At 72.0% G+C, this 25,883-nt stretch carries 24 protein-coding genes; 10 read left to right on the forward strand and 14 right to left on the reverse strand.

The window, feature by feature from the left end; translation table 11 throughout:
* Positions 1 to 15: 15 nt before the first annotated feature.
* The 6 genes from dnaB to rpsF form a co-directional block, all read right to left on the reverse strand.
* Complete coding sequence (gene dnaB, locus AOM04_RS11460; protein ID WP_062464932.1) at positions 16 to 1,392, reverse strand: replicative DNA helicase; 1,377 nt, start codon at positions 1,390 to 1,392, stop codon at positions 16 to 18.
* Between the two features lie 522 nt (positions 1,393 to 1,914).
* The gene (locus tag AOM04_RS11465; protein ID WP_062464933.1) at positions 1,915 to 2,724 is read right to left on the reverse strand and encodes an endonuclease domain-containing protein; all 810 of its coding nucleotides are present in this window, start codon (positions 2,722 to 2,724) and stop codon (positions 1,915 to 1,917) included.
* 512 nt (positions 2,725 to 3,236) lie between these two features.
* Positions 3,237 to 3,683 (reverse strand): 50S ribosomal protein L9, encoded by a 447-nt coding sequence (gene rplI, locus AOM04_RS11470; protein ID WP_062464934.1) that lies wholly within the window; start codon positions 3,681 to 3,683, stop codon positions 3,237 to 3,239.
* A gap of 15 nt (positions 3,684 to 3,698) precedes the next feature.
* A complete protein-coding gene (rpsR, locus tag AOM04_RS11475) occupies positions 3,699 to 3,935 on the reverse strand; it encodes a 30S ribosomal protein S18 (RefSeq protein WP_062290299.1) in 237 nt (78 codons plus the stop codon).
* Between the two features lie 29 nt (positions 3,936 to 3,964).
* The gene (locus tag AOM04_RS11480) at positions 3,965 to 4,471 is read right to left on the reverse strand and encodes a single-stranded DNA-binding protein (protein ID WP_062464935.1); all 507 of its coding nucleotides are present in this window, start codon (positions 4,469 to 4,471) and stop codon (positions 3,965 to 3,967) included.
* A gap of 54 nt (positions 4,472 to 4,525) precedes the next feature.
* Positions 4,526 to 4,816, reverse strand: a complete 291-nt coding sequence (gene rpsF / locus AOM04_RS11485) for a 30S ribosomal protein S6 (RefSeq protein ID WP_062464936.1) — start codon at positions 4,814 to 4,816, stop codon at positions 4,526 to 4,528.
* Between the two features lie 249 nt (positions 4,817 to 5,065).
* On the opposite strand from rpsF, the gene AOM04_RS11490 reads away from it, so the two are divergent.
* Entirely contained in the window at positions 5,066 to 6,340 is a 1,275-nt protein-coding gene (locus AOM04_RS11490) for a carboxylate--amine ligase (protein ID WP_082104601.1), read from the forward strand.
* A gap of 22 nt (positions 6,341 to 6,362) precedes the next feature.
* On the forward strand, positions 6,363 to 7,406 hold the full coding sequence (locus AOM04_RS11495; protein WP_062464937.1) for a lipid II:glycine glycyltransferase FemX: 1,044 nt from the start codon (positions 6,363 to 6,365) through the stop codon (positions 7,404 to 7,406).
* 54 nt (positions 7,407 to 7,460) lie between these two features.
* Here AOM04_RS11495 and AOM04_RS11500 read toward each other — a convergent pair whose 3' ends face one another.
* Positions 7,461 to 9,854, reverse strand: coding sequence for a transglycosylase domain-containing protein (locus AOM04_RS11500; RefSeq protein WP_062464938.1), 2,394 nt, complete (start codon positions 9,852 to 9,854; stop codon positions 7,461 to 7,463).
* A gap of 237 nt (positions 9,855 to 10,091) precedes the next feature.
* Here AOM04_RS11500 and AOM04_RS11505 point away from each other — a divergent pair, with 237 nt between their 5' ends.
* Positions 10,092 to 10,679 (forward strand): PadR family transcriptional regulator, encoded by a 588-nt coding sequence (locus AOM04_RS11505; RefSeq protein WP_228373702.1) that lies wholly within the window; start codon positions 10,092 to 10,094, stop codon positions 10,677 to 10,679.
* Between the two features lie 17 nt (positions 10,680 to 10,696).
* Complete coding sequence (locus AOM04_RS11510; protein ID WP_062464940.1) at positions 10,697 to 11,788, forward strand: inositol-3-phosphate synthase; 1,092 nt, start codon at positions 10,697 to 10,699, stop codon at positions 11,786 to 11,788.
* 180 nt (positions 11,789 to 11,968) lie between these two features.
* On the opposite strand, the gene AOM04_RS11515 is transcribed toward AOM04_RS11510, so the two are convergent.
* The 4 genes from AOM04_RS11515 to AOM04_RS11530 all read right to left on the reverse strand — a co-directional run bounded on the left by AOM04_RS11515 (position 11,969) and on the right by AOM04_RS11530 (position 14,258).
* Entirely contained in the window at positions 11,969 to 12,643 is a 675-nt protein-coding gene (locus AOM04_RS11515) for an SDR family oxidoreductase (protein ID WP_062464941.1), read from the reverse strand.
* Positions 12,644 to 12,706: 63 nt separating this feature from the next.
* On the reverse strand, positions 12,707 to 13,078 hold the full coding sequence (locus AOM04_RS11520; RefSeq protein WP_082104602.1) for a DUF805 domain-containing protein: 372 nt from the start codon (positions 13,076 to 13,078) through the stop codon (positions 12,707 to 12,709).
* Positions 13,079 to 13,152: 74 nt separating this feature from the next.
* Positions 13,153 to 13,791: a LysE family translocator gene (locus AOM04_RS11525; RefSeq protein ID WP_062464943.1), complete on the reverse strand. Its 639-nt coding sequence runs from the start codon at positions 13,789 to 13,791 to the stop codon at positions 13,153 to 13,155.
* Complete coding sequence (locus AOM04_RS11530; protein WP_228373703.1) at positions 13,788 to 14,258, reverse strand: DUF805 domain-containing protein; 471 nt, start codon at positions 14,256 to 14,258, stop codon at positions 13,788 to 13,790. The genes AOM04_RS11525 and AOM04_RS11530 overlap by 4 nt, the downstream gene beginning before the upstream one ends.
* Positions 14,259 to 14,301: 43 nt before the next feature.
* Between AOM04_RS11530 and AOM04_RS11535 the strand changes: the two genes are divergently transcribed.
* Complete coding sequence (locus AOM04_RS11535) at positions 14,302 to 15,594, forward strand: MFS transporter (RefSeq protein ID WP_062464945.1); 1,293 nt, start codon at positions 14,302 to 14,304, stop codon at positions 15,592 to 15,594.
* Between the two features lie 66 nt (positions 15,595 to 15,660).
* Here AOM04_RS11535 and AOM04_RS11540 read toward each other — a convergent pair whose 3' ends face one another.
* Entirely contained in the window at positions 15,661 to 16,191 is a 531-nt protein-coding gene (locus AOM04_RS11540) for an Lrp/AsnC family transcriptional regulator (protein WP_062464946.1), read from the reverse strand.
* Positions 16,192 to 16,343: 152 nt separating this feature from the next.
* On the opposite strand from AOM04_RS11540, the gene ald reads away from it, so the two are divergent.
* Positions 16,344 to 17,444 carry an alanine dehydrogenase gene (gene ald / locus AOM04_RS11545; protein ID WP_062464947.1) on the forward strand — a complete coding sequence of 367 codons (1,101 nt, stop codon included), beginning with the start codon at positions 16,344 to 16,346 and terminating at the stop codon, positions 17,442 to 17,444.
* 20 nt (positions 17,445 to 17,464) lie between these two features.
* On the opposite strand, the gene AOM04_RS11550 is transcribed toward ald, so the two are convergent.
* Both AOM04_RS11550 and AOM04_RS11555 read right to left on the reverse strand, forming a co-directional pair.
* Entirely contained in the window at positions 17,465 to 18,412 is a 948-nt protein-coding gene (locus tag AOM04_RS11550; protein WP_062464948.1) for an endonuclease domain-containing protein, read from the reverse strand.
* Between the two features lie 146 nt (positions 18,413 to 18,558).
* Complete coding sequence (locus tag AOM04_RS11555; protein ID WP_062464949.1) at positions 18,559 to 20,019, reverse strand: CCA tRNA nucleotidyltransferase; 1,461 nt, start codon at positions 20,017 to 20,019, stop codon at positions 18,559 to 18,561.
* Positions 20,020 to 20,119: 100 nt separating this feature from the next.
* Here AOM04_RS11555 and AOM04_RS11560 point away from each other — a divergent pair, with 100 nt between their 5' ends.
* The 4 genes from AOM04_RS11560 to AOM04_RS11575 are packed head-to-tail and all read left to right on the forward strand — an operon-like array spanning position 20,120 to position 25,853.
* On the forward strand, positions 20,120 to 20,665 hold the full coding sequence (locus tag AOM04_RS11560) for an NUDIX hydrolase (RefSeq protein WP_082104603.1): 546 nt from the start codon (positions 20,120 to 20,122) through the stop codon (positions 20,663 to 20,665).
* 38 nt (positions 20,666 to 20,703) lie between these two features.
* Entirely contained in the window at positions 20,704 to 22,650 is a 1,947-nt protein-coding gene (locus AOM04_RS11565; RefSeq protein WP_062464950.1) for a DUF6049 family protein, read from the forward strand.
* 1 nt (position 22,651) lies between these two features.
* Positions 22,652 to 24,358 carry a murein biosynthesis integral membrane protein MurJ gene (gene murJ, locus AOM04_RS11570; protein WP_062464951.1) on the forward strand — a complete coding sequence of 569 codons (1,707 nt, stop codon included), beginning with the start codon at positions 22,652 to 22,654 and terminating at the stop codon, positions 24,356 to 24,358.
* Positions 24,359 to 24,389: 31 nt separating this feature from the next.
* Positions 24,390 to 25,853: a protein kinase family protein gene (locus AOM04_RS11575; protein ID WP_062464952.1), complete on the forward strand. Its 1,464-nt coding sequence runs from the start codon at positions 24,390 to 24,392 to the stop codon at positions 25,851 to 25,853.
* Positions 25,854 to 25,883: the final 30 nt, after the last annotated feature.

Consider the following 25,883-nt stretch of genomic DNA (forward strand, 5'->3'; position numbering starts at 1 on the left):
TGAGCATCGTCCCTGCTAGAGGTCCTGCGCCATGTCCGTGAAGTGGGCGAAGTCCTTGCGGAACGCGACCGCGATGGTGTCGGTGGGTCCGGCACGGTGCTTGGCCACGATGAAGTCGGCCTCGCCGGGACGGTTCTCGCGGTCGTAGGCGTCCTCGCGGTGCAGCAGGATCACGATGTCGGCGTCCTGCTCGATCGAGCCGGACTCACGCATGTCGGAGAGCATCGGCTTCTTGTCGCCGCGCTGCTCGGGGCCACGGTTGAGCTGCGAGATCGCGATGACCGGGACCTCGATCTCCTTCGCGAGCAGCTTGAGCGCGCGCGAGAACTCGGAGACCTCCTGCTGACGCGACTCGACGCGGCGGCCGGACGTCATGAGCTGGAGGTAGTCGAGCACCACCAGCTGGAGGTCGTGCTGCTGCTTGAGGCGGCGGCACTTCGCTCGGATCTCCATGAGCGACATGTTCGGCGAGTCGTCGATGTACAGCGGCGCGTTCGCGACCGACGCGGCGGTCTGGGCGAGCCGCTCCCAGTCGTTGGGCCCCATCGGGCCCTTGGTGAGCTTCGACAGCTTCACGCCGGCCTCGGCGGACAGCATGCGCTTCGCGATCTCCTCGCGGCTCATCTCGAGGGAGAAGATGACGGCGGCCTTCTTGTGGTGGATCGCGCACGAGCGGGCGATGTCGAGGCCCAGCGTCGACTTGCCGATCGCGGGTCGCGCCGCGATGACGATCATCTGGCCGGCCTGCAGGCCGCCCGTGAGGTCGTCGAGCTCGCGGAAGCCCGTGGGCACGCCGAGCATGCTGCCGTCGCGCGACGACGCGGCGTCGACCTCCTCGAGCGTGCGCTCCATGATCTCGCTGAGCGCCTGGTAGTCCTCGGAGCTGCGGCGCTCCGTGACGGCGAAGATCTCCGCGGAGGCGGCATCGACGATCTGGTCGACCTCCGCGCCCTCGCCGTCGTAGCCGAGGCCCGTGATGCGCGTGCCCGCCTCGACGAGCTTGCGCAGGATCGCCTGCTCGCGGACGATGCGCGCGTAGTAGCCGGCGGATGCCGCGGACGGCACCCCCGAGATGAGCGTGTGCAGGTACTCGGCGCCGCCGACGCGCGTGAGGATGCCCTGGCGCTGCAGCTCCGCGCTCACCGTGAGCGCGTCGACCGGGTCGCCGGCGTTGTAGAGCTTCACGCAGACGTCGAAGATCTGCTCGTGCGCCGGCTTGTAGAAGTCGTCGGAGCGGACCGCCTCGACGACGTCCGCCATCGCGTCCTTCGACAGCAGCATCGAGCCCAGCACGCTCTGCTCCGCCTCGATGTTCTGCGGCGGCAGACGATCGAAGGTGCGGGGCGATCCCCCTTCGGAGCCGTACGCGGCCTCGAGCTCGTCGACGGACATGCGGCTCTCCCTTCGTTCGTGAACAGTCTCCCGCCGCCCTCAGACAGTCGGGTCAGGCTCGCGAATCTAGGCCCGGATCCACCGGCCGACAAATCGGCTCGCGGGCCATCCGTGGATGACCCGTGGAGAACTGGGGATGACCCGTGGATGGAGCGCGTCGCGCCGTGGACAACCATGCGTGGCGCATGTGGACAAGGATGTGGATGAATCCGCGAATAGGTCGGCTATGGGCGTTCTACGTCGCCATTTGAGCGGGACGATGCTGTGGACAAGTCGGGTGGACAAGTCCCCGGCGTGTCGCGACCGGCGTGTCGTGCTTCCGGGTGCCAATTCTCGTCGGAGGGGTGCCGGGCTGGGCCCGGCACCGCCAACCTTGAGCTTCCGCCTCGCAAAGCGCGGACGCGCGGCAGCGGATCCTCACAGTTGTCGTGGGCGCGGATGAGGCCGGCGGCGACGCGCCCGCCTCCTCCCGCAACTGTGATGATCCACCCCGCAAACGGCGGTGGTCTCCGCTGCGCGATCTCAAAGTTGCGGCGAGGCGAGCCCGGGCGACTGCTGGGCGAGCCTCGTCGCGACGGCCGCGTCGAGCATCGTCCGGCACCAGTCCGGGCGGTCGCGCAGGACGGTGTAGTCGAAGTGCAGCGTCACCAGCCCGAGAACCGCCAGCTCGGCGTCGCGCTCGTTGTCGCGCAGACGGGCCTCGCGACCGCCATGCGCCGCCTCGCTGTCGCACTCGACCACCACGCGCCCCTCGCGGTGGAGCAGGTCCGCGCGACGCACGCCGCGGGGCGTGCGGATCTCCACCTGGCGCTCGAGGACCTGGTCGCACGGACGCGTGAAGACCTCGCGCCGCGCCATCACCTCGCCCGGAGACGTCGCGCCGTCGAGGAACTCGCCGAGGATCCCGTCCAGCTCGCCGCGGTCGGGGACGCGCCTCACCTTGGCGGCGGCCGCGATCGCCTGCTTAGGGGTCACGACCTTCAGCCACAGCGCCTCGTAGAGAAGGCCCTTGCGCTTGTCGGTCTCCGCGCGGATCCATGCGTCGATCAGGGCGTCCTCGCGGGTGAGCAGGTCGCAGTCCTCGCGCCGTGAGGTCAGCGGCGGCCGCTCGCGGAAGCGCATCCGCAGCCACGGCGCCGACGGGCGGTGCCGTCCGGGCGCCACCGCGGCCTCCACCTGGGCAGGCTCGGGGAGGCGCGGCTCGTACAGATGGAGCGCCGACCGGCCCGCGATCACGGCGCGGCCGGCCGTGGCGGTGTCGACCGCGTGGCACCGGACCTCATGGAGGGTCGCGGTCGCGGCCGGCGCGTAGATCCCCGGAAGGACACGCACCAGCGCGCCGGCAGCGACCGCGCGCTACAGCACGTGCTCGCCCAGCGCCTTCGCGAGCGCCGCCCGCGGCAGGGTCCGCCGCCCGTCGGTCATGGAGGCGAGCACGCGGGCGAGGCGCTCATCGCACGTGCGGTGGGTGGACATGCGATCCATCGTGAGGCGCCCGTCCGACGGCGCGGCCGTTCTCTCCACAGGTGGAGGTCCGACGGTGGGCTCGCGGGCGCCGGGGACATCGGTCGCGGCTGGGTGCCGAGGCGAGTCGTCACCACAACTGTGAGATCGCGCGCGGATTTCCAGCTGCTTTGCCGCGCGGATCCTCAAAGTTGCGGCAGCCCCGGCGCGAGCCGGCATCAACTTTGAGGTCCTCCGAGGAAAGCGGCCCGGTTTGCACAGCGGAACCTCAAAGTTCGCGGAGGCGGAGGCGGCCAAGCCACCCCACCCACGACGCAACGAGGCCCGCCGCCCCAGCCGACAAGCGGAGGGGGCGACGGGCCTCGTCTCAGCTGCGAGAACTACTTCGCGGCAACCACGTTGACGGCCACCTTGGCGGTGACGTCCGTGTGAAGGGTGACCTTCACCTCGTACTCGCCGAGCGCCTTGATGGGCTGGGCGATGTGGATGCGACGCTTGTCGACGGTCGCACGCGAGCCGATCGCGTCCGCGATGTCCGCGGGCGAGACGGCGCCGAAGAGGCGACCGGACTCGCCGGCCTTCACCTCGACGACGACGGGGGCGGACTGCAGCGCGTCGCGCGCAGCCTGGGCACCCTCGACGGTCGCGATCTCCTTGGCGCGGCGCGCCTTGCGGAGAGCGTCGATCTGCTTCTCGGCGCCGGCCGACCACGGGGTGGCGAGCTTGCGCGGAACCAGGTAGTTGCGGGCGTAACCGTCCTTGACGTCGATGACGTCGCCGGCGATGCCGAGGCCGGAGACCTCGTGGGTCAGGATGACCTTAGCCATGTGTCAGACCCCCGATCAGCGGCCGGAGCCGGAGTAGGGAAGGAGCGCCATCTCGCGCGCGACCTTGATCGCGCGCGCGATCTCGCGCTGCTCCTGGACGGTGACACCGGTGACGCGGCGCGAACGGATCTTGCCGCGGTCGGAGATGAACTTGCGAAGCAGCGCGGTGTCCTTGTAGTCAACCTTGTCGACCTTGGCGGCCTTGAGCGGGTTGACCTTCTTGCGCGGCTTGCGGATGTCGTGCTTAGCCATGTGAAGACTCCTGAATGAAAAAGTACCTGTCAGAACGGGGGCTCGTCCGACGCCGGGGCCGTCGCCCACGGGTCGTTGGAGGAGCCGCCGGCCGGCGAGCTGCTGTAGCCGCCGCCACCGCCGAAGCCGCCCGAGTTGCCGCCGCCGCCGAAGCCGCCGCCACCCTGGCCGCCGCGCTGCGTGCGCGTGACCTTGGCGGTGGCGTAACGGAGGGACGGGCCAACCTCGTCGACCTGCATCTCGGTGACGGTGCGCTTCTCGCCGTTCTGCTCCCACGAGCGGGCCACAAGACGGCCGGTGACGATCACGCGCATGCCCTTGGTGAGGGACTCTGCGACGTTCTCGGCGGCCTCACGCCACAGGGAGCACCGCATGAACAGGGTCTCGCCGTCCTTCCACTCGTTCGACTGACGGTCGAACGTGCGGGGGGTGGACGCCACCGTGAAGTTGACGACGGCCGCGCCGGAGGAGATGAAGCGCAGCTCCGGGTCTCCGGTGAGGTTGCCGATCACGGTGATCTGAGTTTCGCCTGCCATGTGTGTTCCCCTTGGTTGCGTGTGGTGCTGGTGAGAGTCGGGAGAGAGCAGCCCTTAGCGGGCGTCCGGACGAAGCAGCTTGGTGCGCAGGATGGTCTCGTTGAGACCCAGCTGGCGCTCCAGCTCCTTGGCGGTCGCGGACTCCGACGTGAAGTTCACGACGGCGTAGATGCCGTCGTTCTTCTTCTTGATCGGGTACGCAAGGCGACGACGGCCCCAGATGTCGAGCTTGTCGACGGAACCGGAGTCACCCGTGATGACCTGCAGGTACTTGTCGAGCGACGGAGCGACGGTGCGCTCGTCGATCTCAGGGTCGAGGATGATCATCATCTCGTACTGACGCATCTATACCCACCTCCTCTGGACTCATGCGGCCACGGACGTTCCGTGGCAGGAGGGTGATGCAGCCGCGGACCGCCCGGCCAGGGGGCCAGGGGGTTTCCGCGACGGTCAAGGATACCGTCCGCCTGGCACGATGCGCCAGTATCAGGTCCCGCCCTGGGGAGGGACGATGCACGGGTCGCCCCGCGCGCATCGTCCGGGGCCACCCGGAGGGCTCCCCCTAGACTGAACCGGGCTGATCCGGAGGTGTCCATGAAGCAGGTGCTGGTGGTCGGGCTGGGCGGCGACATCGGGACGTACGCGTTCCAGCGCGCCGCGCACGAGCGGTTCGGCTGGGAGTCCATCGTGCTCGGCCCGCGCGTCACGACGTTCGGCAGGCACTCGACGCTCGCCCGCTGGATCATCGAGCCCGACGTGTTCACCGCGGACACCCTGCTGCGCCGGCTCGACGAGATCGCGGCGGCGCACCCCGACCACGAGCTCGTCCTCTTCACCAACCTCGACTTCCACGTGCGGCTGCTCGCGGAGCACCGCGACCGCCTGGACCCGCGCTGGCTGCTGCCGCTGCCGGACCTCGGCATGTTCGACCGCGTGTCCTCCAAGGTCGCCTTCGCGACCGCGTGCGACGAGGTCGGGATCCGCACGCCCCTCACCGTCGCGGTCGGCTTCACCGGGGACGATGCGCCGGCCGGGTCCGTCGCCCCGGCGGAGGCCCTCGCGCGGCTGCGCGAGGCGCGCCTCGAGTACCCGGTGATCGGCAAGCCCGCCGACAGCGCCGACTGGTTCGAGGTGGACTTCCCCGGCAAGCAGAAGATCCACCACTTCACGTCCGAGGCGGAGATCGAGGAGGTCCTCGCCCAGCTCGAGGCGCGCGCCTACCCGAGCGAGTTCCTGCTCCAGGAGTTCGTGCCGGGCAACGAGACGCACATGCGCTCGCTCACCGCGTTCCGCGACTCCGCGGGCGAGGTCACGCTCGTGGCCGGCGGCCAGGTGCTGCTCGAGGAGCACACCCCCGGCACGCTCGGCATCCCCGCCGCGATCCTCACGCACGTCGACGAGGAGGCCTTCGACGCGGCCGCGCGCCTGCTGGACCGCACCGGCTACTACGGCTTCGCGAACTTCGACTACAAGGTCTCCTCGCGCACGGGCGAGAGCGTCTTCTTCGAGGTCAACCCGCGCATCGGCCGCAACAACTTCTACGTCACCGCGGCCGGCGTCAACGTCGCGGAGATGGTCGCGCGCGACCTGCTGCCCGAGGCGCTCGGCGACGCCCCCGCGTCGCCCCGCACCCCCACGGACCAGGTGCTCTACTCCGTGGTGCCGTACCGGTTCCTGCTGCGCTACCTGCTCGACCCCGAGCTCAAGGCGCGGGTCGTGGCCGCCAAGCGCCGCCACGGCGTGCTCCACCCCCTGCGCTACCGGGGCGACGCGTCCCTCAAGCGGCGCCTGTGGGTGCGGGCGCTCGACTACCGGCTGGTCCGGAAGTACCGCGAGCACTACCCGCGGCCGACCGAGAGCGGGTTCTGAGGGTCCCGTTAGTCTCGGTGCCATGACGATCCCCGCGCCCCTGAGCGTCGACGAGGTCTCCGACGCCCGGTTCCTGGAGCTCGCACGCACCGCCGACCACCCCGTCCCCATCGAGCAGGCGCCGGCGTGGGACGCGTACGACGCGACCGTGCCCGGACGCGAGCACCTGGTCCGCCTCGCCGTGCTCGACGCCGACGGCACGCCCGTCGCGGTCGTGTCGCTGTCGCGTTACGAGGTCCGCGGCTTCCCCTACGTGTGGGCCAAGCACGGCCCGATCCCCCTGGTGGAGCGCACCCCCGAGCACGAGAAGGCCATCCGCGACGCCCTCGCGGCGGACGTGCGGGCCCGCTTCCCGTGGGCGGTGTTCCTGCGCATGCACGCGCGTCACGCCGCGCCGGACCTCCGGGAGCTGCTCCAGACGGTCACGTTCGACCGCACCGTCATCGTCGACCTCACCCCCGAGCCCGACGCGATCATGGCCTCCTTCTCCAAGCGCGGCCGCTACAAGATCCGCCAGACGCTCAAGGACGAGGCGATGACGGTCACCGAGGAGACCGGCCTCACCGCGGAGCAGTTCGAGGAGCTCTACGCGATCTACCGGGAGACCGCGGCGGGCGCCGGCTTCGGGATCTTCCCCGCCGAGATGTACCTGCGCATGCTCGACACCCTCGCGCCGCACGCGCGCATCTGGGTGGCCCGCCGGCACGACACCGGGCCGGAGGGCGACCTCACCCCCGGCCGCGCCGTCGCCTGGGTGATCGCCGTGGTCCACGAGGACGGCGGCACCGACTACTACGCGGGCAACAACCTCGAGGCGCGCGACACCAACGCGGCGCTGCGGATCAAGTGGGAGATCCTCATGACGCTCAAGCAGGAGGGCGTGCGCGAGTACGACCTCTTCGGCGTCGGCTCCGACCGCGCGCCGCAGCTCATGGGTGTGCGCGAGTTCAAGCAGCAGCTCGGCGAGATCGTCGAGTGCGACGGCGCGTGGGACGTGCCGCTCAAGCCGCTGCGCTACCGCGCGCTCGTGGCCGCGCTCGGCCTCAAGCACGCGCTGCGACGCTAGCCGCGCCCGGGCGACCGGGGACGATGAGCCGCGCGGCGCATCGTCCCGGCACGGCTACCCCGCGGCCGCGGCGTTCCCGGTGGACGTCCCTGACTTCTTCCCGGTGCCCGGCGTGGCGGCCGGATCGGCCGCGGCACCCGCGGTCGCCGTGGGCTCGGGCGTGCTCGACGGCTCGGGCGTGATGACCGGCTCGGGCGTCACCGACGGCTCGGGCGTGATGACCGGCTCGGGCGTCACCGACGGCTCCGGCGCCGCGGTCTGGGACGGCGTGGGCGACGGGGTCGACGACGGCGTGGGCGACGGGGTCGACGACGGCGTGGAGGTGGGCTTGGGGTTGACCGCCTCGCCGACGTTCGCGCGCGGCGGGAAGTCGACCACGTCCATGCGGTCGAGGATCGGGCCCATCATCGACACCCAGATGTCCGTCGGCACGGTGCCGCCGGTGATCTCCGAGTAGCCGCCGAACGGGGTGATCGACTGCACCGAGCCGTCCTCGCCGACCTGGTACAGCGACACCACACCGACGATCTGCGGGGTGAAGCCGCAGAACCAGGCCGACTTGTTGTCGTTCGACGTGCCGGTCTTGCCCGCGATGGGGCGGCCGAGCTCGCGTGCCTGCGTGGCGGAGCCGGCCTGCACCACCTGCTGCATCGCGTAGGTGGTGTCGGCGATGACGTCCTTCGAGAACACCCGGGTGGAGTCCTCCTGGTGCTCGTAGGCGGTGCCGCCGTCGGGGCCGATCACCTTCTGCACCGTGTAGGTCGGCTTCCGGACGCCGCCGTCGGCGATGGTCGTGTAGGCGTGCGCCATCTGCATCGCGGTCGGCGAGGCGGTGCCGAGCACGTTCGCCGCGTTGTCGTCCAGGCCGACGGTGTCCTGCGGCAGGCCCGCGTCGATCGCCGCCTGCATGGTCTTGTCGGGGCCCACGGCCTCGTTGAGCTGCACGTAGTAGGTGTTGACCGAGTTCTGCGTCGCCTGGACCATGTCGATCCAGCCGTAGTTGATACCCGCGAAGTTGCGCACCGGGTTCTCGAAGCCGGGCAGCGTCATCGAGTCGTTGGCCTCGTACCGGGTGTCGAGCGAGAAGCCGTTGGACAGCGCGGCGATCATCGCGAACGGCTTGAACGTCGAGCCCGCCTGCGAGATGTCCTGGGTGACCGCGTTGCGCTGGACCTTGAGGTAGTCCGGCCCGCCGTACATCGCCGTCACGGCGCCCGTCTGGGCGTTCACCGTGGTCGCGGCCGCCTTGAGGTTGTCCGCGTGCCCCTCGGGCATGTGCTGGACGGCGTTGACCACCGACCGCTGGTCGTGCTTCTTGAAGGTCGTGACGATCTTGTAGCCGCCCATCTCGATCTGCTCCTGCGTGAGGTCGAGCTTCGCGATGGCCTCGTCGAGCGCGGTGCGGATCAGGTAGCCGTTGGTGCCGCCGAACGTGTCGGAGGTGGAGAACTCGACCGGCTCGGGGAAGGCCTGCGCGTCGCGCTCGGCCTGCGTGATGAAGCCGGCCTCGACCATGCCGTCGAGCACGTAGTTCCAGCGCTGCTCCGCCTTCGCCGGGTTCACGGCGGGGTCCCACGCGCTCGGCGCGGGCACGATCCCCCAGATCATCGCGGCCTCGGACAGCGTGAGCTCCTCGGCATGCTTGTCGAAGTACGCCTGGGCGGCGGCCTCGATGCCGTAGGCGCCGCGGCCCAGGTAGATGGTGTTCATGTAGTTGCAGAGGACCTCGTCCTTGGTCTGCTCCGAGTCCACCTTGAGCGCGAGCAGCGCCTCCTTGATCTTGCCCGGGATGTCGGTGGTGGTCTCGCCCACGTAGTAGCGCTCGACGTACTGCTGCGTGATGGTCGAGCCGCCCTGCTTGTCGCCCTGCACGATGGTCTTGTACAGCGCGCGGGCGGTGCCCTTGAAGTCGATCCCCGGGTTCGTGTAGAAGGTGCGGTCCTCGGATGCGACGATCGCGTGCGGCACGTAGTCGGGCAGGTTCGAGCAGTCGATGATCTGGCGGTCGACCTCGCCGACCTTCGCCATCTCGGTCTTGCCGTCGGCCCAGTACACGGTCGAGGACTGCGCGAGCGCGACGTCCGCCGCCTGCGGCACCTCGAGCTTCGAGTAGACGCTCATCACCGCGATGGCGCCCGCCGCGATGGTCACGAGCAGCGCGATGAGCGCCGCGATGCCCGTGATCCGGAGGATCCGCTTCCAGCGCGGGAGCCCGCCCTTGCCGTCCTTGCCGCGGGTGCCCTTGCCGCCGCCGCCTCCCTGGCCGCCGCCCTTCGCACCCGTGGACGATGCGGGGGTCGCCGCCACGCCGGTGCTCGCCCAGGCGCCTCCTCCCTGGTGGGAGCGGGTGCTGCGACGCACGGGCGACTGCCCCGACCGGGGCGGCTGCGGGGACGTCGAGGAGGCGTGCATGGACACGCGCTGGGGGGCGAGGGGGCGTTCGGTCACGTGACCACCTTACGGAGTGCTCGGTTCCGGCCGCGCGGACCCGGGCCCGCGGACGGCCGTCGCCGCACGCCTGCGCGCCCGGCGCATCGTCCAACGCGCGGCGGGGGCGACTTGTCCCCCGGCGCGGCGGATTCGCGCGTCCGGACACGGTGCGCTACGGTCTCCGATGTATCGGCGCGATACAACTGGTCGTGATATCGGCCCGCGACAGCGGGCCCCGGGATGCGAGGAGGAGCGGTGGCCAAGACGGATGTCCTGACGCTGGCGATCCTCGGCATCCTCCGCGACCGGCCGCATCATGGCTACCAGATCCGCAAGCTTCTGGGCGTCGAGCTGGGCCCCTTCCGGGCCCTCAGCTACGGGTCGCTGTACCCGTGCCTGCGTCGCATGGTCGAGGCGGGGCTCATCGAGGCGTCGGGCGACGAGCCCGGCAACCCGACCCCCGCATCGTCCCGGCGCGCGCGCATCGCGTACAGCCTCACCGAGGCGGGGCGCGCCCGCCTGACCACGGAGCTGGCGAACGCCGGCGCGTCGTCGTGGGACGACGACGCGTTCGACGTGCGCTTCTCCCTGTTCGCACACACCGACGCCGCCACGCGGCTGCGGATCCTGGAGGGACGGCGCAGCCGTCTCGCCGAGCGGCTCGAGGAGGTGTCGGAGGGGCTCAAGCGCATGCACGAGCGTCACGATGCCTACACCGCCGAGCTCCAGCGCCACGGCCTCGAGCAGGTCGAGCGCGAGATCTCGTGGCTCGACCGCCTCATCGAGAATGAACGATCCGCCCCCGGCGGTGACCACCACGGCTCCGCCTCGGCGGACCACTAGTCAAGGAGACACCAACCATGGCTCAGCTTCGTGCCGCCATCGTCGGCGTGGGCAACTGCGCGACGTCGCTCATCCAGGGCGTGGAGTACTACAAGAACGCCAAGGCCGACGAGACGGTCCCCGGCCTCATGCACGTCCAGTTCGGCGACTACCACGTCTCCGACATCGAGTTCGTGGCGGCGTTCGACGTCGACTCGCTCAAGGTCGGCAAGGAGCTCGTCGAGGCGACCCAGTCGTCCGAGAACAACACCATCAAGATCTGCGACGTGCCGAAGACGGACGTCCAGGTCCAGCGTGGCCACACCCTCGACGGCCTCGGCAAGTACTACCGCCAGACCATCATCGAGTCCGACGAGGCCCCCGTCGACATCGTCTCCGTGCTCAAGGAGCGCGAGGTCGACGTCCTCGTGTGCTACCTCCCCGTGGGCTCCGAGGAGGCCGCCAAGTTCTACGCGCAGTGCGCGATCGACGCGGGCGTCGCCTTCGTCAACGCCCTCCCCGTCTTCATCGCGTCCGACCCGGAGTGGGCCGCGAAGTTCGAGGAGGCCGGCGTGCCGATCGTCGGCGACGACATCAAGTCGCAGGTCGGCGCGACCATCACGCACCGCGTGATCGCGAAGCTGTTCGAGGACCGTGGCGTGCGCCTCGACCGCACGTACCAGCTCAACGTCGGCGGCAACATGGACTTCAAGAACATGCTCGAGCGCGAGCGCCTCGAGTCCAAGAAGATCTCGAAGACCCAGGCCGTCACCTCGAACCTGTCGGGCCCGCTCGCCGGCCTCAAGGACTCGCGCGACGTGCACATCGGCCCCTCGGACTACGTCGCCTGGCTCGACGACCGCAAGTGGGCGTACGTCCGCCTCGAGGGCTCGGCCTTCGGCGAGGTGCCCCTCAACCTCGAGTACAAGCTCGAGGTCTGGGACTCCCCGAACTCGGCCGGCATCATCATCGACGCCATGCGCGCCGCGAAGATCGCCAAGGACCGCGGCATCGGCGGCCCGATCCTGTCCGCGTCGACCTACTTCATGAAGTCGCCGCCGGTCCAGATGGAGGACACGAAGGGCCGCGCCCAGCTCGAGTCGTTCATCGCCGGCGAGGTCGAGCGCTGAACCGTCTCGTCTGAGACTGCCTGAACGGCAGGAAGGCCGGGTCCCGCTGAGGGTGGGACCCGGCCTTTCGCCGTCTCCGGCCCGGCGCGCTCCGACCGAGACCCACACGGCGCGCGCGGCACGGGAGCCCTCCGCTGCACATCGCGTCGCGAACCGCGAGTGGAGCAGCGTCTCGGGAGGCTACTCCGCGGTCAGCTCGTCCAGCACGGTCCCGATCGGGTGCGGGCCCGTGATGACCTCCCACTGGCGTCCGGCGGTCCTGGGCCTCGAGATGCAGGAGGCGATCGTCTGCGCCACGTCGATCCGCGGGATCGAGTACGGCTGCACCTTCTCCGCGATGGTGATGCAGCCCGTGCCGGGGCCGTCGGTGAGGAGACCCGGGCGCAGGATGGTCCACGCGAGCCCCGACCTGCGCAGCTCGATGTCGGCCTCGCGCTTCGCGTAGACGTACGCGGTCCACACGTCGCCGCGGTCCGGGTCCGGCTCGGCGTCGACGCCCATCGCGGACACCTGCACGAACCTCTTGATGCCGCGGCGCTTGGCCGCCGCGATCGACTTGAGCGAGCCCTCGAGGTCGACGGACCGCTTGCGCGCCGCGTTGCCGTCGGGCCCTCCCCCGGCCGCGAACACCACGGCGTCGCAGCCGCCGAGCACGGCCGCGAAGTCGGGCTCGTCAGCGTTCTCGATGTCGAGGTGCCGCGCGATCGCACCCAGGTCCCGCAACGCGAGCAGCTGTTCCTCCCTGCGCGCGAGCGCGACCACCTCATGCCCCCGGTGGAGAAGGAGGGGGATGAGGCGTCGGGCCACCCTGCCCGCGCCCCCCACGACCGCCACGCGCTCGGGTATCCGGCTCATACCTCCCACCCTGGCCCGCGGCGTGCATGCCTGCAACCGCTGCGGACCAGGGAAAGGACGGCGTCAGGCCTTGGGGTCGGGGCCGTACTGGTTGGCCCCCGGGTTGCCCGGGATGAAGGCCACGATGAACGTGAGCAGCGGGATGAACCAGCCGACGATCGACACGGCGCCCGGCCATCCGATGTCCTGGTAGCGGCGCCACTGCACCGCCAGCGACGGCAGCAGCACGGCGAGCGCGTAGATGCCGGCGATCCACATGAACACCAGCCCGAGGCCGTGGAAGCCCGTGTCGGAGTCGAAGCCGGTCGTGAACGCGAGGATCTCGAGCACCGCGATGATGAGGCCGTTGACGAGCACGAAGCTCCAGTACTCGAGCCGCCGCGAGCGCCCCGTGAACTGCGCGTACCTCGCCAGCGCGGTCATGTATCCGTTCATCCCACACCCCTCTCGCGTGCCGGCGAGCGCCGGCGTCCACACCCTAACCAGCCATGACGCCGTGATGGGCGCGCTCAGGCGGCGCGGCGCGACAGCAGCAGCACCAGGCCGAGGACGGCCATCGCGACGCCGCCCCCGCCGCGGATGGTCGCGAGCCGGCCGGGCGACCGCGCGAACCAGTCCCGCGCCGCGCCCCCCGCGAGCGCGTACACGGAGTCCGACGCGATGCCGATCAGCGCGAACGTCACGCCGAGCGCCACGATCTGCGCGCCCACCGCGCCGCGGCCCGGATCGACGAACTGCGGCAGCACGGCCGCGATGAACACCAGCGTCTTGGGGTTCGACACGCCCACGACGAGCGACTCGCCCAGGAGGCGCCGCGCGGGCGGGACCGGCGCATCGTCCCCCGTCACGGCGAGGCGGGCGCCGCGATGGCGGAACGCCTGCACGCCGAGCCACACGAGGTAGAGGCCGCCCGCGACCTTGAGCACCACGAACGCGGCCTCGGACGCGGCGATCAGCGCGCCCACGCCGAGCGCGACGACCACGGCATGCAGCACCGGCCCGCCGGCCTGGCCGACGGCGGAGACCACGGCGGGACGCGTGCCGTGCTGGAGCGCGCGGCCGATGACGTAGAGGACGCCCGGGCCGGGGATGACGATGATGACGAGGGCGACCGCGGCGAACGCGAGCAGGGTGTCGGGCGCGATCACGGGGCGGCGCGCACCGCGTGGACGATGCGCGGGTCCGGCCCGAACCGGTTGGCGCCCTCGTTGCCGCGCAGCAGGGCGAGCACGTGCAGCACGATGCTCAGGCCGACCGGGGCGAGCAGCAGCCACCAGGCGCTCATGCCGAGGTCGTGCAGGCGGCGGGCCGTGACCGCGAGGACCGGCACGCCGACCGCGACCACGAAGGCCAGCACGATCCCCCACGCGAGGGTGAGGGGCGCGAGGTGCACGGAGCCCGGGTCGATCGCCGGGTCGTCCGCCGGGCTCGCTCCGTCGGGGAAGGCCGAGAACCACAGCGCGATCGCGCCGGCCGCCGCGACGATCCACACGAGGGACGCGAACAGCTGGAACCACCAGTACTCGGCGCGCGCGGCGCGCCCGCGGAAGGTCGCGAAGCCGCGGTAGCAGGTGCGGATCGCCTCACCGAAGCCCATGCCGGCCTCCCCTCTCACCCGGTCACTCTACTGACCCCCTGGCTGCCCCTACGCTGGGCACGTGACCCTGGCCCGCGACCTCTCCCGGCTGTGGAGGGCGCGAGGCTTCCGCCGTCTCACGCATGCGCGCCTGCTGTCCCAGGGCGGCGACGGCATGTTCCAGGTCGGCATCGCCACGGCCTTCTTCTTCGACCCGACCCAGGCCGCGACCCCGGGAGCGATCGCGGTCGGCTTCGCCGTGCTGCTCCTGCCGTTCACGGTGGTCGGGCCGTTCGTCGGGCCGCTGATCGACCGCTGGTCGCGTCAGCGCATCCTGCTGGTGGGCAACCTCGTGCGCGTGGGGCTCGCCGCCGCGATCCTCGCCATCCTGCTCGCGGACGGTCCCGTGTGGACGCTCTACGCCCTCGCGCTGGTCACGCTGTCGGTCAACCGCTTCCTGCTGTCCGCCATGTCCGCGGGCCTCGCGAACGTGGTGCCGGATGAGGAGCTGCTGGCCGCCAACGCCATCATGCCGACGCTCGGCACCATCGCCGCGAGCGTCGGCGCGGCGATCGGCGGCGTCGTGACGTTCGTGTTCCCGTCCGCGTCGGAGTCGTCGCTCGCGTTCGCGGCGCTCACGTGCGCGGGAGCGTTCTTCGCGCTGTCGTCGTGGGCCGCGACGCTGCTCGGCGCCCACGAGCTCGGCCCCGAGGCGCCGCTCGCGTCGCTCGCCGTGGGCGCGCAGGTCCGCGCCCTGGGCCGCGAGCTCGCGTCGGGCGTGACCTACCTGCGGCGCCGCGTCACCCCGTTCCACGCGCTGGCCGTCATGGCGGCGCAGCGGCTGCTCTACGGGATCATGTTCATCGCGTCGATCCTCATGTCGCGGCGGCTGCTCGGCGACCCCGCGCACCCCGAGCAGTCGCTCGGCGCGTTCACCGTGGTGCTGGGCTTCGCGGCCGCCGGCTTCGGGCTCGCGGCCGTCCTCACCCCGTGGCTCGGTCCCCGCGTGGGCCGCCACCGGTGGATCGTCGGCGCGCTGGTGCTGGGCGCGGCCGGCCAGCTGCTGCTCGCCGCCTCGTCGGCGCGGTGGGCGCTGCTCGCCGCGGCCGTGATCATCAGCCTCGCGGTCCAGGGCGGCAAGATCGCCGTCGACACGATCGTCCAGCACGACACCGCCGACGCCTACCGCGGGCGCGCCTTCACCCTCTACGACATGGCCTACAACGTCGCGTTCCTCGCCAGCGCCGCCGTCGCCGCGGCCGTGCTGCCGCCGTCGGGCTACTCCGCCGGCGTGATGGCAGGCGTCGCGGTCGCCTACCTCGCCGTCGCGCTCGTCTACGCGCGGGCGCCGCGCGTGCCCTCCCCGATCGCGTGAGCCGGGACGATGCGCCCGGCCGGGTCGCGCATCGTCCCTCCTTTGTCGGGCCCTCCCGCCCGGGCCCTACCGGATCGGGCCGCGCATCGCCGCGAGGCCGCCCGCGCCCAGGTGCTCCTGGCCGATGAGGTGGTCGAAGACGATGTTCGTCTCGGTCGACGCGACCGCGGGGTCCATGCTGAGCTCCGACGCGACGAAGTCGCGCAGCTGCGCGGTCGACGTGCACGCGACGTGGATGAGGAAGTCGATGGTGCCGCCCACGAAGAACACCGACAGGACGTTGGGCAGCTGGATCACCTTCGCGGCGTAGCTCTTGATCTGCGGGCGGGCCTGCGCGCGCAGGCGGACGGAGACGATGCCCTGGACGTCGAGGCCGAGCGCCTCGTAGTCGACCTCGACGTGCGCGCTCTTGATGACCCCGGCCTCCCGGAGGGCGCGCACGCGGGTGTGGGTGGTCGACGGGGCGACGTGGAGGCGGGCCGCGAGCGCCGCGTTGGGGATGCGGGCGTCGCGCATGAGCTCCCATAGGATCCGCTCGTCGAGCTCGTCGAGCCGAACACCCTTCGCCCGGAGGCCCTCCCGCAGGCTCTGCTCCATCGAATCTTCTCCGTTTCCTTTTGAATCGGGCCTCGGCTTCATGATTGCTTGCCTGGCGCGAAGTTCCTTCAAGAATTGTAGAGGTCGGGCGAAGAACATGCGCCCGATGCGTCTTTCAACGTGCGGCGCTGGCGCGCCGGGGAGGAGGGGCGATGCGCATCGGCATCCCCGCAGAGATCAAGGACAACGAGCGCCGCGTGGGCGCGACCCCCGCGGGGGTGCGGGAGCTGGTCGCGGCCGGCCACGACATGCTCGTGCAGAGGGGTGCCGGCCTCGGCTCGGCCTTCTCCGACGAGGATTACGCGCTCGCCGGAGCCTCGCTCGGCAGCGTCGACGAGGCCTGGGCCGCCGAGATGGTGATCAAGGTCAAGGAGCCCATCGCCGCCGAGTACGGCTACCTGCGCGACGGGCTGCTGCTGTTCACGTACCTCCACCTTGCCGCGGACGAGGCGCTCACCCGTGCGCTCGTGTCCTCCGGCACGACGGCGATCGCGTACGAGACGGTCGCGCTCGACGACGGCTCCCTCCCCCTGCTCGCCCCGATGAGCGAGGTCGCCGGCCGTATGGCGACGATGGTCGGCGCGTTCGCGCTGCAGTCGAGCCAGGGCGGGCGCGGGGTGCTGCTCGGCGGCGTGCCGGGGGTGCTTCCGGCGAAGGTGACCGTGCTCGGCGCCGGCATGTCCGGCCAGAACGCGATCGCGCAGGCGGTCGGCATGGGCGCGGAGGTCACCGTGCTGGACCTGTCGATCCCGCGGCTGCGCCAGCTCGACGCGCTCTACGCGGGCCGCGTGAAGACCGTGGTGTCCTCGGCCTACGAGATCGAGCGCGCGTGCCTCGAGGCAGACCTGGTCATCGGCGCGGTGCTGGTGGCGGGCGACCGCGCCCCGAAGCTCGTGTCGCACGACCTGGTGTCGCGGATGAGGCCCGGCTCGGTGCTGGTCGACATCGCGATCGACCAGGGCGGATGCTTCGAGGACTCCCGTGCCACCACCCACGCCGAGCCGACCTACACGGTGGAGGGCTCGACGTTCTACTGCGTCGCCAACATGCCCGGCGCGGTGGGCAACACCTCGACGCTGGCCCTCACGAACGCGACGCTGCCCTACGCGCTGCGCCTCGCGAACGACGGCTGGGAGGTCGCCACCGCCAAGGACCCCGCGCTCGCGCGCGGCCTCGCGACGGTGGACGGCAGCATCGTCCACGCCCCGGTGGCGGCGATCTTCCCGCACCTGGCACAGGCGATCCCGGCCTGACCCCCCGGGGTTCGGGACACTCAGTCCTCCAAATCGGCGACTCGGAGCCGCTTCGGGACACTCAGTCCTTGTGATGCCGGAGCTCGGCGCGCCATCGTGGCCAGCGCCGTGCTCCGGCACCACTCCGGACGGTTCATCACGGTGGTGTAGTCGAACCGCACCGTGAGGATGCCCAGCGCCGCGAGCCGCGCGTCGCGTTCGATGTCGCGTCGCCGGGCCTCGGGGCTGCTGTGCGAGCCGTCCCCGTCCGACTCGAATGCGGTCAGGGTCTCCGGGTCGAAGGCGTCGAGCCGGTAGAGCGCACCGTCCGCTCGGACGAGGTGCTGACGCACCAGCCGGTCGAACTCGGGCCCGCGCAGCACCATCGCATCCGAGCGTTCCTCCAGGTAGCTCTCGGAGCCCTGGGCAGCGGCCGCCAAGCGACGCGTGAGCTCGCCCCGACCCCTCACCCGGCCGATGCTCGCCAGCGCGGCGCCGACGGACTCGGAGGTGACCAGTCCCGCGCGCAAGGGCCGGTACACGGCCTCGGCACGTCGGCCCGGCGGAAGCTCTGCATGTGCCACCACGACCGCGACGTCCGCATCGACCACGCGGAAGCCGCGCACCACCGCCACCGCGGGCGGATGCGTGAACCGCTTGACGCGGAGCCAACCCGGTCCGCGCGGACGCTCCTGCCAGGGTGCCGCGATCGAGACGGTCGACGGTTGATCCGCGGCACCCCACAGGTACAGCGCCGAGGCGCCGCACAGCGCGGAGGCTGGTCCCGCCCACGCGAGTGCCGCATGAGCACGCACCACCCAGGACCGAGCATGGGCGCTCCACGCGTATTGGTCGGGCAGGACCCGGACGATCTCACCGGCGTCGAGACATGCCTTGACTCCCTGCTTGCTGCTCAGCGCGACCATCTCCGCGAAGCTCAGCGGGACGAGCCGCCGTGCCATCCGATCGAGGAGCTCGCGCCTGGTCATGCGCCCAGGGTGCCCGGCGCGGTGTACGCGGACCAGGCGGGTGCGCACTTCTGTGGAGAGGGCGCCGTGGGATGAGGACTGAGCGTCCCGAGATGCGCGCAGATCGCGATTCCTGAGGACTGAGCGTCCCGACCCCCACGGCGGGATCAGCCCTGGCGGGCCTTCCACCAGTCCTTGAGCTCCGCCTCGGCGCGCTCGGCGCCCAGCGGGCCGTGCTCCATGCGCAGCTCGAGCAGGTGCTTGTACGCCTGCCCCACCTCGCGGCCGGGCGCGATCCCCAGGATCTCCATGATCTGCGTGCCGTCGAGGTCGGGGCGGATCGCGTCGACCTCCTCCTGCTCGCGCAGCTCCGCGATGCGCGCCTCGAGGTCGTCGTAGGCGAACGACAGGCGGTCGGCCTTGCGGCGGTTGCGCGTGGTGACGTCGGCGCGCGTCAGACGATGCAGGCGCTCGAGATCCGCTCCGGCGTCCACCACGTAGCGGCGCACCGCGGAGTCGGACCAGCGCGCGTCGGCGTAGCCGTGGAAACGCAGGTGCAGGAACACGAGGTGCTCGACCGCCTTGATGGTGTCCTTGTCGAAGCGGAGCGCCTTGAGCCGGCGTGCGGCCTGCTTCGCTCCCACCACCTCGTGGTGGTGGAAGGAGACCCCGCCGCCGGGCTCGAGGCGCCGCGTCGCCGGCTTGCCGATGTCGTGCAGCAGCGCCGCGAGGCGCAGCACCTGGTCCGGCCCGGGCACCGCGCCGTCGGGGCCGGTCTCGAGCGCGATCGCCTGCTCGACCACGGTGAGCGTGTGGTCGTAGACGTCCTTGTGATGGTGGTGCTCGTCGACCTCGAGGCGCAGCGCGGGCAGCTCCGGCAGCACGTGCGCCGCGAGGCCCGAGTCCGTGAGCGCCGCGAGGCCCTCGCGCACCGAGGTGCCGAGCAGCAGCTTGACCAGCTCGTCGCGCACGCGCTCGGCCGACACGATGGAGATCCGCTCGGACATGGCCGCCATCGCGGAGAAGGTCGCGGGCTCGATCTCGAAGCCCAGCTGCGACGCGAAGCGGGCGGCGCGCATCATGCGCAGCGGGTCGTCCCCGAAGGACACCGCCGGGTCGATCGGCGTGCGCAGCAGGCCGCCGGCCAGGTCGGAGAGCCCGTCGAACGGGTCGACGAACTCCAAGGACGGCAGCCGCACCGCCATCGCGTTGACCGTGAAGTCGCGGCGCGCGAGGTCGCCCGTAAGAGAGGTGCCGAACGCCACCACCGGCTTGCGCGTCTCCCCGTCGTACTCGTCGGCGCGGTACGTGGTGATCTCCACCACCAGATCACCTCGGCGCCCGCCGATGGTGCCGAACTCGCGCCCCATGTCCCAGGTCGAACGCGTCCACCGCTTGAGCAGCGCCTCGCTCTCGTCCGGCGACGCGGAGGTGGTGAAGTCGAGGTCCGCGCTGGAACGGCCCAGGAACGCGTCGCGCACGGGCCCGCCCACCAGCGCGAGCTCGTGGCCCGCCTCCGCGAACGCCTCCGCGAGGCGTCCGATCTCGGGCGGAAGGGCCGACCACAGGCCGGCCGCGCGGGTGCGCAGCACGTCGAGGGTCGGCGGGGTGTCAGGGCGGGTCGTCACCGCACAAGTGTCCCAGATGGAGGCGTGACGCCCCCGTCGGCGGCCTCCGCGCACGGGCCCGCCTCCCGGAGGGCACCCCACGGGTCGTTAGAGTTGGGCCATGCCCACGCCGCCCGTCCCGCGCCCCGGCCCCGTGCCGATGCCTCCGCAGGGCGCGACGGTCCGACAGCGTCGCGAGGGCGTCGCGCACCGCGCGCCCCACCTGCCCGTGAGCAACGAGACCTCCGCGGGCGGCATCGCCGTGCGCGTCGAGGACGGCATCGCGTACGCGGCCTGCATCGGCCGCCGCAACCGCGCGGGCCGCCTGGAGTGGTGCCTGCCCAAGGGCCACATCGAGGAGGGCGAGACCCCCGAGATCGCCGCCGTGCGCGAGGTCGCCGAGGAGACCGGCATCGACGCGGAGATCATCCAGCCGCTCGGCATCATCGACTACTGGTTCACGGGCGACGACCGCCGCGTCCACAAGGTGGTCCACCACTACCTGCTCGAGGCCAAGGGCGGCATCATCACCACGGAGAACGACCCCGACCACGAGGCCGAGGTCGCCCGCTGGATCGCCGTCGCCGAGCTGACCCGCGAGCTCGCCTACCCGAACGAGCGGAAGATGGCGCAGGCGGCGGCACGCCTGCTCGCCATCGCCCCGTGAACGGCGGGACGATGCGCGGGTCCAGGTGGGGAGCCACGGTGCGTCGCGCCCTCGTGGGCGCGGTGGCGCTGGCCGCGGCCGCGGCCGGTGCCGTGCCCGCCGTCGCGGCATCCGTGACCGAGCCCATCGCGGAGCCCGTGCCGAACGCGGACATCGCCACCACGGTCCAGTCGGCACCCACACCGCTGGTCCAGGCGCGCGGCTCCATGACCGCCGTCGTGACGGTCGAGAACGACGGCATCACGCCGCTCGACGGTGCGACCGTGGTGCTGCGCGTCACCAAGCGGCCGCTCGAGAGCCGCACCGCCCTCGCCGCCTTCCTCGACGGCGGCGGCGCCACGATGGTCGACGCGGGCACGGCCAAGGTCGGCTCCACCGTGACGGTGCCCGCCACCGACGGCGGCGAGCCGTCGCAGGTGCGGCGCCTCGTCGCCGGCGCCTCGACCACGGTCTCGGTGACCGCGCCGCCCAAGAGCCTTCCGTTCGAGTCCGGCACGTGGGGCGTCCACGGCGTCCAGCTGGCGCTGCGCACCGCCGACGGCCGCAGCACGCTGATGACGGGAGCGGTGACCTGGGTCGACGCCTCGATGCCGACGCTGCGCCTGTCGGCGGTCGCGACCGCGTCGGGCCTGGGCGCGCGTGCGCGCGCCGTCGCCGCCGCCACGGACATCGCGGGCGTCACGCTCGCGGTCGACCCCACGACCGTGTCGGACATCGGCACGGGCACGCTCGACCTGTCCGACCGCTCCGTGGTGCGCCTGCCCGCGGGCGATCCCGACCTCGTGTCCCTCGCCCACTCGGGAGAGACGAGCCTCCTCGACTACGCGCTGGCACGCTCGTCGGGCGCCGCCGTGAGCGCGCTGCACGACGTCCCCTGGCTCGCGATCGCCGCGGATCCCGACCGGCCCACCGGCCGGCTCGCGGCGGCCGAGGCCGCGGGGGCCATGCTCGTCACGGGGGGCGTGGATGCCGCACCCAGCGACGACGTCACGCGTGCCGCCACCGTGGCGGGGACCCGCAAGGGCGACCTCGCGCTCCTCACCCCCGACGCCACGCTGTCGGGCATGGTGGGCAACACCGCGGTCTCGGACGGCGCGGTCGGCGCCGCGATCGCGATGGGCGCCCTCACCGCGTCCGGCGCCACGTCCCCGGTGCTGGTGTGGACGGGCGACGACTGGTCGCCGTCGGACAGCTCCGACGCCACGGCGCTGTCCGCACTCATGCAGGCCCCGTTCGTGGAGACCGTGGACCTCACCCGCCTGGCCGCCGACGCGGCCGGCACGCCCGTCTCCCTCCCGCACGAGCACGGCGTCGCGGAGGACCTCGACCCGTCGACCATCACGGGCCTGTCCGAGCGCCTCGCGCGCCTCCAGGAGCTCTCGACGGTCGCGCAGGAGCCCTCGTCGATCCTCACGCCCGGCGGCCGCTCCCTGCTGTCGCCGCTGGCGCGCTCGCTGCGCGGGCAGAGCACCGCCCGGGAGCTGCGCACCGTCGAGGCCACCGCGAGCGTCGACGCCACGCTGGGGGCGCTGCACGTCGCGGCCGGGTCGGACGTCAACTTCATCGCCGACAAGGGCAGCCTGCCCGTCGCGGTGGTCAACGACCTCGACGTCGACGCGACGGTGCAGGTCGACATGACGTCCTTCTCCCCGAACCTGCAGGTCCGCGAGGCGCCCACGGTGACCGTCAAGGCGCACTCCACCAAGACCGTGCCGATCGAGGTGTCGGCAGTCTCGTCCGCCAACGTGCAGGCCACGACGGTCCTGCGCAACCCCGACGGCATCGCCATCGCCTCGCCCGTGAGCATGAGCGTGCGCGTGCGCGCCGACTGGGGCACGGCGATCACCGCGGTCTTCACCGGCGGGCTCGTGCTGCTGCTCATCATGGGGGTGATCCGCACCATCCGGCGCGGCCGCAAGGAGACCCGCACGGGGCCCCGCACCCCCACGCCCACGCAGCCGCCCGCGGCCGAGAAGGACGAGTGACATGACCGAGGACAACGCGATGCCTCCCGAGGTCGAGTCCCCGCCGCAGCCGCCGCGCCGCTCGGTGGGCCGCAACACCCTCGTGATGGCGTCGGGCACGCTCGTGTCGCGCGCGCTCGGGTTCATCCGCAACGCGATGCTCGTCGCCGCGATCGGCGCGACCGGGATCGCGGCCAACTCGTACGACGTCGCCAACAAGATCCCCAACACGCTCTACGCGATCGTCGCCGGAGGCGTGCTCAACGCCGTCCTCGTGCCTCAGATCGTGCGCGCCTTCCACCGCCCGGACGGCAAGCGGACCGTCGACCGCATCGTCACCCTGGGCGTCGTCGGCTCGCTCGCGATCACGGTGGTCTTCACGCTCGCGGCGCCCGTCTTCGTGAGCATCTACACGCAGGGCTGGGATGCGCCGCAGCGCGACCTCGCGATCGCGTTCGCCTACTGGTGCATCCCGCAGCTGCTGTTCTACAGCGTCTACACGATCCTCGGGCAGGTGCTCAACGCGCGCGAGCAGTTCGGGCCGTACATGTGGGCGCCGGTGCTCAACAACGTCGTCTCGATCGTCGGCCTCGCGGCCTTCCTGGTCATGTATGGCGGCTACAACGGCAACGCCGCGTCGTTCGACGACCCGGGCTGGTGGTCCACGGGGCCCACCTGGCTCGTCGCGGGCACGGCCACGCTCGGCATCGCCGCGCAGGCGCTCATCCTCATCTGGCCGCTGCTGCGCGGCGGGTACCGCTGGCGTCCCGTCTGGGGCGGCCCGAAGGGCGAGCTCGCGGGCGTCACCTCGGTCGCCGGCTGGGCCCTGGGCGCCGTCCTGCTCGACCAGGTGGGCGTCATCGCCGTCACGCGCGTCGCGAGCGAGGCCGGCGCCGTCGGCAGCGACCTGGGTGTGAGGGACATCGCGGGCAATGCGGCGTACTTCAACGCGATGATGCTCTACCTGCTGCCCCACTCGCTCATCATCGTGTCGCTGCTCACCGCGCTCGCCACCACGATGTCGCGGCACGCGGCCGCCCACGACATGGCGGCGCTGCGCTCCACGGTGGAACGCGGCATGCGCATGGTGACCGTGTTCGGGCTGTGGTCGACCGCGGTGCTGTTCGCCCTCGCCCCCGCCATCGTCCGCCTCGCCCTGCCGACGGAGAGCGCGGACGTGGTCCGCTCGATCGCGTACGTGCTCATGGCGCTGTCGCTCGGCGGCGTCCCGCTCGCGCTTCTCGGCGTGTTCAAGAACGTGTTCTTCGCCCTCGAGGACGCGCGCGCCGTCTTCTACATCCAGATCCCCGTCACCATCGCGTGGCTCGTCGGCATGGTGGCCTTCCAGCGCCTCCTCGACCCGTACTGGTGGACGGCCGGCGCGGCGCTGGCGCTGTCGCTGTCGAACGTGGTCGGCGTGCTCCTGCGCGGCAACGGCGTGCGGCGCCGCGTGGGCGGCCTGGGGGTGCGCGCGTACGCCTCCGTGACGATGCGCGCGCTCGCCGGCGCGGTCCTCAGCGGCCTGGTGGGGTGGTCGCTGCTGCGCTTCATCCCCGCGCCCGACCCGGCCGACAAGGTGCACTCCCTCGTCATCGCCGTCGTCGCCCTCGCGGTGCTCGTCCCGGTCATGGGAGGCCTCTACTGGGCGGTCCTGCGGGCCCTGCGCGTGCCCGAGGCGAGCGACCTCGTCGCCCCCTTGATGAAGCGTCTGCGGCGCAACGTACGATAGGTCCCGAACGGGATCCGGAGGTGCGTATCAGGTGAAATCGGGCACGGTCCTGGGTGCGCGGTTCACCCTGCTCGACGAGGTCGACCACGACATCCCGGGCATCGCGAGGCATCTCGCCGACGACCTCCGGCTCGGCCGGCGCACCGTCGTCGACGTCGTCGAGAGCGAGGCCTCCGGTGCCGTCCGCAAGGAGGCCACGCGCGCCTCGCGGCTGCGCGACCCCCGCCTGTCCCGCATCGTCGCGACGGGCCACGAGACCGTCGACGGCGTGCCGCTCACCTACGTCGCCATCGAGCACGTGCCCGGCGTGGCGCTCGACGCCATCCTCGACCGCCACCGCATCGACGCCCGCCGCGCCGTCGCGATCGTGGGCGGTGCGGCCCGCGCACTCGCGGTCGCGCAGGCCGCGGGCCTGTCCCACGGCTTCGTGCGGCCCGCGTGCATCACCGTGACGTCCCGCGGGCGGGTCGTGGTCGGGGGCCTGGGCGTCGACGGCGAGGCCGCCGAGCGCGCCGGCCTCGTGCCGCATCGTTCCGAGCGTGGCGACGCCCACGCGCTCGCCGCCATCCTCGTGCGCGCCCTCACCGGCATCGACCCGGCCGAGGCGACGGCCGACGACCTCCCCGACGACCTCCCCGCTCCCGCGCGAGCCCTGGCCGTGGGGACGATGCGCGGCGCGGGTCCCGCGACGCTCGCCGAGCTCGTCGACGCGCTGTCCTCCGCGGACTCGCGCGCCCTGATCGGGCTGCCCGCGGCCGTGGACGGCCTGGCGCTCACGCCCGCGCTGGAGCGCGAGGCCGCCGACCGCGCCGCCCGGGAGGCGGCCGAGGAGGAGCGGCGCGCGGAGGCCGCACGCGCCGCCGCGCGGGCGCTCGTGGCCGCGGAGACCCTCGCCGCGGCGCAGCGGTCCGCGGAGGCGGCGCTCGCCGAGGAGATCGCCGAGCCGGACCTGTCCGCCTCCATCCACGACGCGGGCGCCGAGCTGGTCGCCGAGCAGGAGGCGGCCGAGCAGGCTCGGCGCGAGGCGGCCACGCGCGCCGCCGAGCAGGAGGCCGCCACCGAGGCCATCGAGGTGGCCGCGCTCGACGACATCCTCGGGCCCTCGGCGCCGCCCGCGTCCGTCCATCACGCGGTCGACCGCCACGAGGCGGCCTTCGACACGCTCGAGATCATGGTCGCCGAGCAGAACGTGGTGCGCGAGCAGGGCACGTGGGAGCTGGTGCTCGAGGCCCTTCACCGCCGCTGGCCGCGCTCCGAGGGCATCGCCCGGAGCCTGCGCCGCGCGCGGGAGCGCGCCAACCGGGGCGGACCCCTCAACGGGTCGCGCGTCGTCCTGTTCCTCGCGATCGTGGGCGTGGTCCTCGCGGTGATGGTCGCGCTCGCATGGCTCGCGGCCCCGCTGGGCTCGGGATTCGTCATCGAGCCCGAGCCGTCGATCGAGCCGAGCCCGTCGATCACCACGAGCATCCAGGCGCCCCCGGACCCCGGTTCCTGACCCGCGTACCCCGCGGGAACATCGTCCCCC

Source organism: Demequina soli (assembly GCF_000971195.1).
Classification (GTDB): domain Bacteria; phylum Actinomycetota; class Actinomycetes; order Actinomycetales; family Demequinaceae; genus Demequina; species Demequina soli.

Bases quoted from the DNA above. Each gene is read 5' to 3' on its own strand.
- dnaB (WP_062464932.1), bottom strand. From the start codon at position 1,392: ATGTCCGTCGACGAGCTCGAGGCCGCGTACGGCTCCGAAGGGGGATCG.
- rplI (WP_062464934.1), bottom strand. From the start codon at position 3,683: ATGGCTAAGGTCATCCTGACCCACGAGGTCTCCGGCCTCGGCATCGCC.
- rpsR (WP_062290299.1), bottom strand. From the start codon at position 3,935: ATGGCTAAGCACGACATCCGCAAGCCGCGCAAGAAGGTCAACCCGCTC.
- AOM04_RS11480 (WP_062464935.1), bottom strand. From the start codon at position 4,471: ATGGCAGGCGAAACTCAGATCACCGTGATCGGCAACCTCACCGGAGAC.
- rpsF (WP_062464936.1), bottom strand. From the start codon at position 4,816: ATGCGTCAGTACGAGATGATGATCATCCTCGACCCTGAGATCGACGAG.
- AOM04_RS11490 (WP_082104601.1), top strand. From the start codon at position 5,066: ATGAAGCAGGTGCTGGTGGTCGGGCTGGGCGGCGACATCGGGACGTAC.
- AOM04_RS11495 (WP_062464937.1), top strand. From the start codon at position 6,363: ATGACGATCCCCGCGCCCCTGAGCGTCGACGAGGTCTCCGACGCCCGG.
- AOM04_RS11510 (WP_062464940.1), top strand. From the start codon at position 10,697: ATGGCTCAGCTTCGTGCCGCCATCGTCGGCGTGGGCAACTGCGCGACG.
- AOM04_RS11515 (WP_062464941.1), bottom strand. From the start codon at position 12,643: ATGAGCCGGATACCCGAGCGCGTGGCGGTCGTGGGGGGCGCGGGCAGG.
- AOM04_RS11520 (WP_082104602.1), bottom strand. From the start codon at position 13,078: ATGAACGGATACATGACCGCGCTGGCGAGGTACGCGCAGTTCACGGGG.
- AOM04_RS11540 (WP_062464946.1), bottom strand. From the start codon at position 16,191: ATGGAGCAGAGCCTGCGGGAGGGCCTCCGGGCGAAGGGTGTTCGGCTC.
- ald (WP_062464947.1), top strand. From the start codon at position 16,344: ATGCGCATCGGCATCCCCGCAGAGATCAAGGACAACGAGCGCCGCGTG.
- AOM04_RS11550 (WP_062464948.1), bottom strand. From the start codon at position 18,412: ATGACCAGGCGCGAGCTCCTCGATCGGATGGCACGGCGGCTCGTCCCG.
- AOM04_RS11560 (WP_082104603.1), top strand. From the start codon at position 20,120: ATGCCCACGCCGCCCGTCCCGCGCCCCGGCCCCGTGCCGATGCCTCCG.
- murJ (WP_062464951.1), top strand. From the start codon at position 22,652: ATGACCGAGGACAACGCGATGCCTCCCGAGGTCGAGTCCCCGCCGCAG.